Below are 11577 nucleotides of genomic sequence, written 5' to 3'. Positions count from 1 at the left end.
CCGTACGCAGATGATCTGCTGCCCACACACCACGGGCGGGACACCCGCATGGGTGCCCCGCCCGTAGTGGCGTTGGTTACGACGGCGTCAGTGCGCGCCGCCCTGCGCCTCAAGACGCTTGTAGGAGGCCTCGATCTCGGCCTCGGCCTCGGTACGGCCCACCCAGTTGGCGCCCTCGACGGACTTGCCGGGCTCCAGGTCCTTGTAGACCTCGAAGAAGTGCTGGATCTCCAGCCGGTCGAACTCCGAGACGTGGTGGATGTCCCGCAGGTGCTCGACCCGCGGGTCGGAGGCCGGTACGCAGAGCAGCTTGTCGTCGCCGCCCGCCTCGTCGGTCATGCGGAACATGCCGATGGCACGGCACTTGATCAGACAGCCGGGGAAGGTCGGCTCGTCCAGGATGACCAGGGCATCCAGCGGGTCGCCGTCCTCGCCGAGGGTGTTCTCGACGAATCCGTAGTCGGCCGGGTAACTGGTCGAGGTGAAGAGTCGACGGTCCAGGCGGATTCGACCCGACTCATGGTCCACCTCGTACTTGTTCCGCGAACCCTTCGGGATCTCGATGGTGACGTCGAACTCCACGGGTGGCTCCTCCATGATCAACACATACGTCCGGTGATGCTGTGCCCTTCCGGGGACATCCCCGGACCCCCAGACGAGTGGCCGATGGCCCTTACCGGGGGTGCCGTACTCGCGGCAAGACGCAGTTCTGGTGATTAAGTGTCCCTCACGCAGGTGTGTGATCGCGAAAGGGGCTGGTCGAGGTGCCGGTGGTCAAGACGTGGCAGCTCGCCGCGGGCGCCGCCGTGATGGGGTTGGCGGTCGCTGCCGGGGCGGTGGCCGTGGCCGGTCCCTGGGACTCCGGCCAGCGTAAGGCCGAAAAGGAGTGGGCGGCTGCACGGAGTACGGCAGGTGGTGAAGATCACCGCCGTTCGGATGCCCGGGGTCCCGCCCCCGCCCCCAGCGCGGCCGGTGTGCTCGCCGCGATCGGCGCGGACCGGTCCTCGGCGGCACCGGTCGACGGAAAAGCCGTCGCCGGCCTCGGGAAGGAACTGGGCGCCCTCCTCCGCGACCCGGGCCTCGGTCCCCTGCGGACGGCCTCCGTCGTCGATGTGTCCACGGGCCGTCAGCTGTACGGACAGGGTGCGGCGAACCCCATGACACCCGCGTCCACCATCAAGATCGCCACCGCGGTCGCCGCACTGACCGCGTTGGGGCCCGACCACCGCATCCCCACCACCGCCGTACTCTCCGCGGACGCACGGGAGTTGACCCTGGTCGGAGGCGGCGACGCCAGCCTCGACCGGACCGCGCTGGGCACCCTCGCGGATCGCACGGCAGACGTCTTGCGGGAGCGGTCGGCAACGGCCGTACGACTGACCTACGACACCTCGCTCTACCGGGGAAAGGTCAGGCACCGGATCGGTGAGAACGGCAATCTGGCACCGGTGACCGCGCTCATGGTCGACCAGGGCCGGAAGGACCCCACCGCCACCGGTGACTCCGATCGGGTCGCCGACCCGGCGGGGGCCGCCGCCCGTTCCTTCGAGCAACTGCTGGAGGCCCGCGGGATCAGTGTCATCACCAAGCCCGCCGCTACCCGAGCCCCCCGAAGCGCCAAACCCATCGCCCGGGTGGTGTCCGTCCCGCTCTCCGCGCTGGTCGAGCGGATGCTGACCGAGAGCGACAACGACCTGGCGGAGGCGCTCGCCCGCCAGACCGCCATCGCCTCCCGCCAGGAGGCCAGTTTCGCCGGCGCCGGCCGGGCCGTGCAGCAGCGACTCGTCGGCCTCGGGCTTCCGCTGAAAGGGGCCCGGTTCACCGATGGCAGCGGCCTCGACCGTGGGGCCAGGCTCTCGGCCCGACTCCTCACGTCGTTGCTCACCCGAGCGGCGGATCCGACCAAGCCCGAGCTGCGACCGGTCCTCACCGGTCTACCGGTCGCCGGTTTCAGCGGAACGCTCGAATCCCGCTACTCGGACGCCTCTCCCGCGACTGGGCTGGTTCGCGCCAAAACGGGGACGCTGACAGGAGTGAGTTCCCTGTCCGGAACCGTGGTGTCGCCAGACGGCCGGCTGTTGGCCTTCGCCTTCCTCGCCGGGAAGACCCCCTCCCGCGACGAGGCCCAACCGGCACTGGACCGACTGGCGGCGGCCCTGGTGGCCTAGCCGCCTGGCGCCCGCCGGGCGCATCAGGTGAGGGCACGGCAGGGACGCGTCGAAGCAGCGCCCGGATCGACGCCGGCCCGGTAGGAGCGGACGGGACCGATCGCCGCTTCGAACCCTCGGGCAGAGCTTCCGCCGGCACTCCGGCCCCGATAATCGCCGCCCATCCGCGCTCATCACCGGTTACCTCTGCCACCAGGCGGCTTTCAACACCTCACCGCCGCCCGGGCCCACCACGTACGGTTGACGCATGACGAGCATCGGTGGTGCCGAGATGGTCGACTGGAATCTCGCGGTGGCGACCGCGACCCGCCTTGTGCGGCCAGGGCCCGAGGTGAGCAAGGACGAGGCGCGCGCGATCGTTGCCGAACTACGACGCCATGCCAAGGCTTCCGAGGAGCATGTACGGGGCTTCACCCGGATGATCCCCGAGAGCCATCAGCCCGAGGACACCCCGGTCCTGGTGGTCGATCGGGCCGGATGGATCAAGGCGAATGTGGCAGGCTTCCGCGAGCTGCTCAAACCCCTGTTGGAGAAGATGCAGGACCGCCGCTCAAGCGGCCCCGGCGGGGCGATGCTGGGCGCGGTCGGTGGCAAGGTCACCGGCGTCGAATTGGGGATGCTGCTGTCCTTCCTGGCCTCAAGAGTGCTCGGGCAGTACGAGACCTTCGCGCCGGCCAGCCGCGAACTGCCCGCCGGCTCGAACGGCGGTGGACGCCTCCTCCTGGTCGCGCCCAACATCGTCCATGTCGAGCGCGAGCTGGAGGTCGATCCGCACGACTTCAGGCTCTGGGTCTGCCTCCACGAAGAGACCCACCGCACCCAGTTCACCGGAGTGCCCTGGCTGCGCGACCACCTGCAGGCCGAGATCCAGGCCTTCCTCGGTGAGACCGAAATGGACCCGATGACGGTCCTGGAGCGCCTACGGGAGGCAGCCCAGTCGCTCGCGGGGGCCCGTCCGGAGGGCGAGCGGGACGACAGCGGACGTTCCATCGTCGAGTTGGTCCAGACGCCCGCACAACGCGAGATCCTCGGCCGGCTCACCGCGGTGATGTCGTTGCTGGAAGGCCACGCGGACTATGTGATGGACGGTGTGGGCCCGGCGGTGGTGCCCTCGGTCGCCGAGATCCGGGAGAAGTTCCAGCAGCGCAGGGCGCGCGGTGCCAGCAGGCTGGACCAGGCGCTGCGCAAGCTCCTGGGCCTCGATGCGAAGTTGCGGCAGTACCGCGACGGAGAACGTTTCGTCCGGGCCGTCGTGGACGAGGTGGGTATGGACGGATTCAATCGGGTCTGGACCTCTCCCAACACGCTCCCGACCAAGGCGGAGATCGCCAAACCCGCTGACTGGGTTGCACGGGTGCATCGGAAAGCAGACTCCTGAGCAGACGATGGGAGTGCGCCCTCAGGGGACCGGGGGACGCCCCCCGGAGGGCGCAGCATCACCCATCCGAGGGACCGTAGCCCGTAGTTAGGCGTGCGATGCTCGGGGAACGGCTCAGTTCTGTCACCATCGACGCACTCTGAGTGACTTTCCCTTGCTCGGAAGCGTTCGAGTCTCAGAACTGCACAACACAACCAGACCTCCGAAGCTCCGAAGCTCTGCTCCGACTCGACCGAGGCACCCCCCATCCTCTCCATGAAGGGCACCGGACATGGGTCCCCATCCAGCGGTCGCGGCGATACGCCTGGCGGTCCGCCGCGTACTCCACGACCTACTGAACGAATACTCCTCCCACCTTCCGCAGGGGTCGCACGCCCCGTCTGCGGAGCGTGGCACCCGCCTGAGCCATGCGACGGCCGCTGCCTGTGCCACCGCCTCCGTGCCCGCCGGCGCGGACGGCTCGGCCGCGCGCGCCGGCTCCGGCACCTTTGGCGCCGCCCCCCCTGGCCCGGGTTCCCTGGCCGGAGCTCTGCCCCACCCGGCCTGTGCCACCCGGGCCGAGGAGCCCCCCCTGGTCCTCGTCGCCTGCTCCGGCGGGGCCGACTCGATGGCCCTCGCCTCCGCCCTCGCCTTCGAGGCCCGCAAACTCTCCGTCCGCGCCGGCGGCATCACCGTCGACCACGGTCTGCAAGAGGGTTCCGACCTGCGCGCCGCCGAGGTCGCCATCCGCCTCTCGTCGATGGGGCTCGACCCCGTTGAAGCGATCACCGTTCAGGTGGGACGCGCGGGCGGCCCCGAAGCCGCCGCCAGAGACGCCCGTTACGGCGCCCTCGATGAGGCCGCTGAGCGTCACGGAGCCGTGGCCGTGCTTCTCGGCCACACCCGCGACGACCAAGCGGAAACCGTCCTGCTGGGACTCGCCCGCGGCTCCGGCATCCGCTCGCTGTCCGGGATGGCCGCCGTCTCGGGCGTCCTGGGCCGCTACCGCCGCCCCTTCCTCCACATCGACCGGCAGACGGCCCGCAAGGCGTGCATGGTCCAGTCGCTGCCCGTCTGGGACGACCCCCACAACGCCGATCCCGCCTACACCCGCTCCCGACTGCGCCACGAGGGCCTGCCCGCCCTGGAGAAGGCGCTCGGCAAGGGTGTCGTCGAGGCCCTGGCGCGTACCGCGCAACTCTCTCGCGACGACGCGGACGCCCTGGACACCTGGGCCGCCGACGCGGACGCCTCGGTCCGGGACGAGACCGGACAGTTGGAGTGCGCCAAGCTGTACGCGCTACCGCCCGCCGTACGACGCAGGGTGCTGCGCCGGGCCGCGATCGAAGCAGGCGCACCAGCCGGTTCGCTCTTCGCCCGTCACCTTGAGGAAGTCGACCGGCTGATCACCGGCTGGCGGGGGCAGGGGGCCATCAATCTGCCCGGCCGCGTCGAGGCGCGTCGGCAGAGTGGCAGACTTGTCATCCGGCAAGGCTGACGCAGTCGCGGCGCAAGCACAGCGGCTGAGGTCACCCGGGACGGCTTCCCAGGCCCAGGCAGGCACCGCGCTGGGCCCGGGGGTGCGCCCGGCCCCCCGGCTCGCCAGGCTGTGCTGACTCGGGGAATCCCCGGAACCCGCTCGAAAGAAAGCGACCGCGTGAACGAGAAGGACATGGGCACCGACCTTCAGTCGGTGCTCATCACCAAGGAAGAGATCGACGCGAAGCTGGCAGAGCTCGCCGCGAAGATCGACGCTGAGTACGCGGGCAAGGATCTGCTTCTCGTCGGTGTCCTCAAGGGCGCGGTGATGGTCATGGCGGACCTCGCACGTGCTCTTTCCAGCACCGTCACCATGGACTGGATGGCCGTGTCGTCCTATGGCGCCGGCACCCAGTCCTCCGGCGTGGTCCGCATCCTCAAAGACCTCGACACCGACATCAAGGGGAAGCACGTTCTGATCGTCGAGGACATCATCGACTCGGGACTCACACTCTCCTGGCTGCTTTCCAACCTCGGCTCGCGCGAGCCCGCCTCCATCGAGGTGTGCACTCTGCTGCGCAAGCCGGATGCGGCGAAGGTCGCGATCGATGTGAAGTGGATCGGGTTCGACATCCCGAATGAATTCGTTGTTGGCTATGGGCTGGATTACTCGGAGAAGTACCGCAATCTTCCCTTCGTCGGTACCCTCGCGCCCCACGTTTACGGCGGCTGAGCCGAGCGGCGAGTGCCAACGGGAACCATGGCCCATCTCGCGCCGTTGAAGCATGGGAGGGCGGGTTTGTCAGCCGTACCGTGCGGTCACGGTGACGATGCTGGGGTACCGTCCGAAGAACAGTCTTTTCTCACAGCAGCATTTACCTACGGGCAGGAGGGACGGGGCGAATCCGCTCCGTATGGATGGACGTGAAGCGATACTTCCGTGGGCCGGTCATGTGGATCGTGCTGGCCGTCCTCGCCGTGGTCGTGTTGATGAATGTCGTCGGCTCGTCGGGCGGCTACAAGACAGTGGACACCGGCCAGGTCGTCCAGGCGATCGACAAGAACCAGGTCGACCAGGTCAAGCTGACCACCGGCGACGAACAGATCATCAAGGTCGACCTGAAGGACGACGTCAAGGTCAAGGGCAGCAACAAGATTCAGGCGAGCTACATCGGCACCCAGGGTGCCGACCTCGCCGACAAGCTTCAGGCGAAGTACGAGGCCGGTGACATCGAGAAGGGTTACACCGTCTCGCCGTCGAAGCAGAGCCCGTTTATCTCGGTGCTGCTCTCACTGCTGCCCTTCGTGCTGATCGTCGTGGTCTTCCTGTTCCTGATGAACCAGATGCAGGGCGGCGGCTCCCGAGTCATGAACTTCGGGAAGTCCAAGGCCAAGCTGATCACCAAGGACACCCCGAAGACGACCTTCGCCGATGTGGCGGGGTCCGACGAGGCAGTCGAGGAACTCCACGAGATCAAGGAGTTCCTCCAGGAGCCGGCAAAGTTCCAGGCAGTCGGCGCCAAGATCCCCAAGGGCGTGCTGCTGTACGGCCCGCCCGGCACGGGTAAGACCCTGCTCGCCCGCGCCGTCGCAGGCGAGGCGGGTGTCCCGTTCTACTCGATCTCCGGTTCCGACTTCGTCGAGATGTTCGTCGGTGTCGGTGCCTCCCGAGTGCGTGACCTCTTCGAGCAGGCCAAGGCGAACGCTCCGGCGATCGTCTTCGTCGACGAGATCGACGCCGTCGGCCGGCACCGCGGTGCGGGTCTCGGCGGTGGCCACGATGAGCGCGAGCAGACTCTCAACCAGCTTCTGGTCGAGATGGACGGCTTCGACGTGAAGGGCGGCGTCATCCTGATCGCCGCCACCAACCGGCCTGACATCCTTGACCCGGCGCTGCTGCGTCCCGGCCGTTTCGACCGCCAGATCGCTGTCGACCGTCCGGATATGCAGGGCCGTCTGGAGATCCTCAAGGTTCACCAGAAGGGCAAGCCGGTCGCTCCGGACGTGGATCTGGGCGCGGTTGCCCGGCGTACGCCCGGCTTCACCGGCGCCGATCTGTCCAATGTGCTGAACGAAGCCGCGCTCCTCACCGCGCGCGGTAACAAGAAGCTCATCGACAACATGGCGCTGGACGAGGCGATCGACCGCGTGGTTGCGGGCCCGCAGAAGCGGACCCGGATCATGTCGGACAAGGAAAAGAAGATCACCGCGTATCACGAGGGCGGTCACGCCCTGGTCGCGGCGGCTTCCCCGAACTCCGACCCGGTGCACAAGATCACGATCCTCTCCCGCGGCCGGGCCCTGGGTTACACCATGGTCCTGCCCGAAGAGGACAAGTACTCCACCACGCGCAATGAGATGCTCGACCAGCTGGCCTACATGCTGGGCGGGCGCGCGGCCGAGGAACTTGTGTTCCACGACCCGACGACGGGCGCGGCGAACGACATCGAGAAGGCGACCACCACCGCTCGTGCCATGGTCACGCAGTACGGCATGACCGAGCGGCTCGGTGCGATCAAGTTCGGCGGCGACAACACCGAACCCTTCCTGGGTCGGGAAATGGGCCACCAGCGGGATTACTCCGAAGAGGTCGCGGCGCTGGTCGACGAAGAGGTCAAGAAGCTCATCGAGACCGCGCACAACGAGGCGTGGGAAATTCTCGTGGAGAACCGTGACGTCCTCGACAACCTCGTTCTCGAACTGTTGGAGAAGGAGACGTTGGGCAAGGAGCAGATCGCGGAGGTCTTCGCCACGATCGTGAAGCGCCCGGCCCGCCCGGCGTGGACCGGCTCCTCCCGTCGTACGCCTTCCACCCGGCCTCCGGTGCTCTCGCCGAAGGAACTGGCGCTGACCAACGGTGCCACCGCAGCGAACGGCTCAACGCCGACCGATCCCGCCCCGAGTGTCGAGGCGGTACCGGAGGAGCGTCCGGAAAGCTGATGTAGCCGGCGGATGTGTCGCTCTGATCACACCGCCTCCAGGATGGCTGCCGCGTCCCCCCAGGTTTTAGCCTGGGGGGACGCGGCATTTGTATGACCGCAGGCCAGAGCAAGAGGAACGAGGCACAGATGACCGACCCGGTGACGCTGGACGGCGACGGCACGACTGGCGAGTTCGACGAGAAGCGGGCCGAGAACGCCGTGCGCGAACTACTCATCGCGGTCGGGGAGGACCCGGACCGCGAGGGCCTAAGGGAGACCCCTGCGCGGGTGGCACGGGCGTACAGGGAGATTTTCGCCGGGCTGTGGCAGGAGCCGCGCGATGTGCTGACCACCACCTTTGATCTCGGCCATGACGAAATGGTCCTGGTGAAGGACATCGAGGTGATGAGCAGCTGCGAGCACCACCTGGTCCCCTTCGTGGGGGTAGCGCACGTCGGCTACATCCCCTCGACTGACGGGAAGATCACGGGGCTGTCGAAGTTGGCCCGACTCGTGGATGTCTTCGCCCGTCGCCCACAGGTGCAGGAACGACTCACCACACAGATCGCGGACTCCTTGATGGAGATCCTGGAGCCGCGAGGAGTGATCGTGGTGGTGGAGTGCGAGCACATGTGCATGACCATGCGAGGAGTACGCAAGCCAGGCGCAAAAACGATCACCTCCGCAGTCCGGGGCCAGCTCCGGGACCCGGCGACCCGCAACGAGGCCATGAGCCTGATCATGGCCAGATCCCGCTGAGTCTGCCCGTGCGGGGGCCTGAGCTGAGGGTTCCCTTGGCGGGGGCCCTTCGGCAGGTGGGTGCATGGGCCTAGCGCCCCCGTTCCTGTTGTCCCCACCTGGGGTGGAGGGTTCCGTCCTCAATCGCCGGACGGGCTGGGGTGGGACCTTGCGCGGGGGCTTGTCTTGGGGTGGGCTGCTCGGGGTGTGGTCTTGGTTCCCGGTCTCAGGGGTCTTGTCCTGTGGTGGTTGGGGGGTGCTATCGGGGGTGACTCCTCAGCGTCGACGGCCTGAAGCTTCTTTGATCCGGCGTGCGGGTCTTGCCGTCGATCGCTTCCGGGGACACCCCCTGCGCGCCCCCAAGCCCAAGCCCGGTCACCTTGCTCCAAGGCGTGTCATGTGGAGAAACCAGGCGAGAGTGCCTCCGTGTCGGTGGCCCGCGAGGAACTGGGGCAGGTTGCTTGTACTCACGTCTCACACAGGCGAAAGACGTCGCGCTGTGGTTGCGTCCCCTCGGCCGGACACGGGGGATCCGTTTCTGTGTGGACACTCATGACGAGGGGCGGAGGGGACGCCTTCGCGCACCGTGGGGGCTCTTTTCACTGAGGTATCCCTCTTGGCAACAGGTGCAGGCGGGCTTCAGGATGAACCTCGGCCGCGATCAGCCGGGCGATAGGCGGTGTGGGTCCCGCAATCACCCGCCAGGTGTTCGACGATCCAGTCCCGGCGCGTGGGCGGCAACAAGGCCAAGGGCGACGGCTCGAGACCCCGACCCACCCAGGGGAAGCAGCCACCGCAGGGGGACGCGCCCCCTTCAGCTGACTAGATCGTCAGGACCAGGGAACCAAGCGTCGGATGGGGGCGCGCAGGGGGTGTCCCCGGAAGCGATCGACGGCAAGGCAGCCTTGGTGGCTCGGAGTCGCTTCAGGCCGTCGACGCTGAGGAGTCACCCCCGATAGCACCCCCCAACCCCAACCAAGACAAGACCCCACAGCCCGAAAACCCAAGTCCTCGGCGCACCAGCAGCCCGCCAATAGACAGACCCCGCCAGGGGGCACCCCAGCCCGTCCGGCGTTTGAGGACGGAACCCTTCACCTCGGGTGAGCACCACAGGAACGGGGTCGCTAGGCCCATGCACCCAAGCCCACGACACACGCTCACCCCACCGAGACAGGCCCCCCGCCAAGGGGAACACGGGGGCGCCCTGCCCAAGCACCCAAGCCTTGGGCACCGGCAGCCGTCCTCACCGTAGGCACCCCGCCAAGGGGAGACCGCTTAGGCGTGGGCTGGTCCAGGTCCGGTGGGGTTGGTGGGGTCGCTGTCGTCTGGGAGGCGGCAGACGCGCTCAAGGAAGAAGGCTGCGGCGATCACCGCCACCCCCGCCACCACCGAGAAGCCTGCGTAGATCGCCTGGTCCCGACGCGACGGAATGTCGAGCGAGCCCAGCAGGAACACCCCTGTCCCTCCGTACATCCCGCTGACGAGCGCTGCCACCAATGCGCTCGCCTGCCCGAAGACCACAGCCCGCGCCGCCATCAGCGGCTCCACTCTCTTGGCCCCTGGTCGTCGCTCGCGCTGGGCCTTCAACCGGGTTCGTAGCGATAGCGCCGTCGCCGTGAGGATGGCCGCGATGGCCGCGAGCACGATGGGTGCGGCGAGTGGCACGCTGGGCAGACTGCCAAAGGCCTCCCACAGCCGGGCAGCCGCCCAGGAGAGCACCCCGGCCCCGGCGAAGAGACCGGCCAGTACACCGAGCCGTAGTTGCTTCACCGAGAGAGCACGCCCTTCCTCACCTTGCCGACTACCGAAATGATCTACCGCTGGATCCGCGGAGGGACCTGACCTGGGCCTGTCGAAGACCATGCCGAGCAGCACCGCGGAACACCCGCGGTGTACACCCAACGCAAGAGCCTAACGACTACTCCGGCAGCCGAAGTTCCAGATCGGCGCGGGCGAGCACACCTTCCTGGCTGACATCCTCCAGCAGCCCCGCGACCGGCCCATGTCCCAGCAGTTCGGCCTCCGGGTCCACATCCAGCCAAGGCGCCAGCACGAAGGCCCGCTGGTGTGCGCGGGGGTGGGGCAGGGTGAGCGCGGGGTCGTCCGATTCGATGTCCGCGTACGTCACGATGTCGACATCGATGGTCCGCGGCCCCCAACGCTCCTCGCGCACCCGCTCATAGGCTTCCTCGATGGCCTGACCCCGCTCCAGCAGCGATATCGGGGGCAGGGTGGTTTTGAGCAGCACCACGGCGTTGAAGTACGAGGGCTGGGAGCCGGGGTCCACGCCCCATGGCTCGGTCTCGTACACCGGTGACACCGCCTTGATCCGCACCCCGGGCGTGTCCTCCAGCGCGTCGATCGCGCCCTGAAGGGTCTCCAGGCGATTGCCCAGATTGGAACCGAGGGAGACCACGGCACGCTTGGGATTGGAGAGGGTGGCGTCTGCCGCGTCCACCTGCTCGACGACGGACGCGGGTACCGGCTGCACCGTGGGGTCGCTCATACTCGGCTCCGGGTGATGGTGATCGATACGTCGTCGAAGGGCACGGTGATGGGTGCGTCCGGTTTGTGGACCACCACCTCGACCTGCTCGACTCCGTCGTGTTTGAGGCAGGTCCGGGCGATCCGCTCGGCGAGGGTTTCGATGAGATCGACGGGTTCTCCTTCGACGACCGCCACGACTTCCTCCGCCACGACGCCGTAGTGCACGGTCTTCGCAAGGTCGTCATCTGCCGCCGCAGGGCGGGTGTCGAGGCCGAGCACCAGGTCGACGATGAAGGTCTGGCCCTCTTCGCGCTCCCGGGGGAAGACGCCATGGTGCCCGCGGGCCTTGAGGCCGCGCAGCGCGACACGATCCACGCGAATCACTCCTGCTGTCGTAGGTCTGACGGGCACCGGACCGCCTCCGAGC

The 11577-nt window shown here is 67.9% G+C and carries 10 protein-coding genes; 6 read left to right on the top strand and 4 right to left on the bottom strand.

Annotated elements, in window-relative coordinates:
• Positions 1 to 87: 87 nt before the first annotated feature.
• Positions 88 to 582, bottom strand: a complete 495-nt coding sequence (locus NBG84_RS22970; protein ID WP_250921645.1) for an inorganic diphosphatase — start codon at positions 580 to 582, stop codon at positions 88 to 90.
• 182 nt (positions 583 to 764) lie between these two features.
• Here NBG84_RS22970 and dacB point away from each other — a divergent pair, with 182 nt between their 5' ends.
• The 6 genes from dacB to folE all read left to right on the top strand — a co-directional run bounded on the left by dacB (position 765) and on the right by folE (position 8684).
• Positions 765 to 2168: a D-alanyl-D-alanine carboxypeptidase/D-alanyl-D-alanine endopeptidase gene (gene dacB / locus NBG84_RS22965; protein WP_250921455.1), complete on the top strand. Its 1404-nt coding sequence runs from the start codon at positions 765 to 767 to the stop codon at positions 2166 to 2168.
• 247 nt (positions 2169 to 2415) lie between these two features.
• On the top strand, positions 2416 to 3546 hold the full coding sequence (locus NBG84_RS22960; protein WP_250921454.1) for a zinc-dependent metalloprotease: 1131 nt from the start codon (positions 2416 to 2418) through the stop codon (positions 3544 to 3546).
• A gap of 271 nt (positions 3547 to 3817) precedes the next feature.
• Positions 3818 to 5023, top strand: a complete 1206-nt coding sequence (gene tilS, locus NBG84_RS22955) for a tRNA lysidine(34) synthetase TilS (protein ID WP_250921453.1) — start codon at positions 3818 to 3820, stop codon at positions 5021 to 5023.
• A gap of 174 nt (positions 5024 to 5197) precedes the next feature.
• Complete coding sequence (hpt, locus tag NBG84_RS22950) at positions 5198 to 5737, top strand: hypoxanthine phosphoribosyltransferase (RefSeq protein WP_250921644.1); 540 nt, start codon at positions 5198 to 5200, stop codon at positions 5735 to 5737.
• Between the two features lie 185 nt (positions 5738 to 5922).
• Positions 5923 to 7944, top strand: coding sequence for an ATP-dependent zinc metalloprotease FtsH (ftsH, locus tag NBG84_RS22945; RefSeq protein WP_250921452.1), 2022 nt, complete (start codon positions 5923 to 5925; stop codon positions 7942 to 7944).
• A gap of 128 nt (positions 7945 to 8072) precedes the next feature.
• A complete protein-coding gene (folE, locus tag NBG84_RS22940) occupies positions 8073 to 8684 on the top strand; it encodes a GTP cyclohydrolase I FolE (RefSeq protein WP_250921643.1) in 612 nt (203 codons plus the stop codon).
• A gap of 1254 nt (positions 8685 to 9938) precedes the next feature.
• On the opposite strand, the gene NBG84_RS22935 is transcribed toward folE, so the two are convergent.
• From NBG84_RS22935 to folB, 3 genes are all read right to left on the bottom strand, one after another.
• On the bottom strand, positions 9939 to 10433 hold the full coding sequence (locus NBG84_RS22935) for a DUF3180 domain-containing protein (RefSeq protein ID WP_250921451.1): 495 nt from the start codon (positions 10431 to 10433) through the stop codon (positions 9939 to 9941).
• Positions 10434 to 10581: 148 nt separating this feature from the next.
• A complete protein-coding gene (gene folK / locus NBG84_RS22930; RefSeq protein WP_250921450.1) occupies positions 10582 to 11169 on the bottom strand; it encodes a 2-amino-4-hydroxy-6-hydroxymethyldihydropteridine diphosphokinase in 588 nt (195 codons plus the stop codon).
• On the bottom strand, positions 11166 to 11525 hold the full coding sequence (gene folB / locus NBG84_RS22925; RefSeq protein ID WP_250921449.1) for a dihydroneopterin aldolase: 360 nt from the start codon (positions 11523 to 11525) through the stop codon (positions 11166 to 11168). Before folB ends, folK begins: the two co-directional genes overlap by 4 nt.
• Positions 11526 to 11577 lie beyond the last annotated feature (52 nt).

This window comes from Streptomyces albipurpureus, from assembly GCF_023701525.1.
Classification (GTDB): domain Bacteria; phylum Actinomycetota; class Actinomycetes; order Streptomycetales; family Streptomycetaceae; genus Streptomyces; species Streptomyces albipurpureus.
Note: the sequence above shows the minus strand (reverse complement) of the source record. Positions and strands in the feature narration are given on the sequence as shown.